The organism is Oleiphilus sp. HI0079, assembly GCF_001635105.1.
The window spans coordinates 1-1,001 of record NZ_LWFT01000919.1 but is presented as its reverse complement, the minus strand read 5'-3'; the positions used below and the strand labels follow the sequence as shown (position 1 = coordinate 1,001).

The window sequence follows — 1,001 nt, the reverse complement described above, 5'->3', positions numbered from 1 at the left end:
CGATGGCAGTAAACGTGTACTCAGCAACACACCCGGCCTTATGGAGTTTGCACGCAAAACTGAAGAGCACGTTAAGGGCTTAATGGCGCCGGGAACCTTATTTGAAGAGCTGGGTTTTAACTACATTGGTCCAATTGATGGCCATGACATGCCAGTGCTGCTGCAAACACTTGAAAACATGAAGCACTTGAGTGGACCACAGTTTCTTCATGTCGTCACCAAGAAAGGCCGTGGCTTTGCTCCAGCAGAATCAGATCCCATTGGCTATCATGCAATAAATAAAATCGAGGCCAGTGCAAAGCCGGCACCCCAAAGTGTGCCGACACCGATCATCAAACCAAGCTATTCAAACATTTTTGGTCAATGGATCTGCGATGCAGCAGAACTAGATGAGCGAGTCGTCGGAATCACACCAGCGATGAAAGAAGGCTCAGATCTCATTGCATTTGCGCAACGCTTTCCTGATCGCTACTACGACGTTGCAATAGCAGAACAACACGCGGTGACCCTTGCAGCCGGCATGGCTTGTGAAGGAATGAAACCAGTGGTCGCAATCTACTCTACGTTTCTTCAACGCGGCTACGACCAATTGGTACATGACGTTGCTGTTCAAAATCTAGATGTAACTTTCGCGATCGACCGAGCAGGCTTAGTTGGTGCAGACGGACCAACTCATGCGGGAGCGTTTGATCTCTCGTTCATGCGATGCATTCCTAATATGCTTATCATGGCGCCATCCGACGAAAACGAATGTCGGCAGATGCTTCACACTGCGCTTGCACACAAAGGTCCTAGCGCCGTGCGCTATCCACGAGGTAAAGGGCCGGGCGTCAAAATTGATCAGGAGCTGAACATTCTAGAAATCGGCCAATCCCGTACTGTTCGTGACGGCTCAAAAGTGGCTATTTTATCGTTTGGTGCCCTGCTACCTGCAGCGCAAGCCGCAGCTGAAAAATTTGATGCAACCGTGATCGACATGCGCTTCGTGAAACCTTTGGATA

General features: G+C 49.7%; 1 protein-coding gene. It reads left to right on the top strand.

What is annotated here, in order from left to right; translation table 11 throughout:
• The coding region (dxs, locus tag A3750_RS16990) for a 1-deoxy-D-xylulose-5-phosphate synthase (RefSeq protein WP_068548501.1) at positions 1-1,001 on the top strand (1,001 nt) is incomplete at both ends.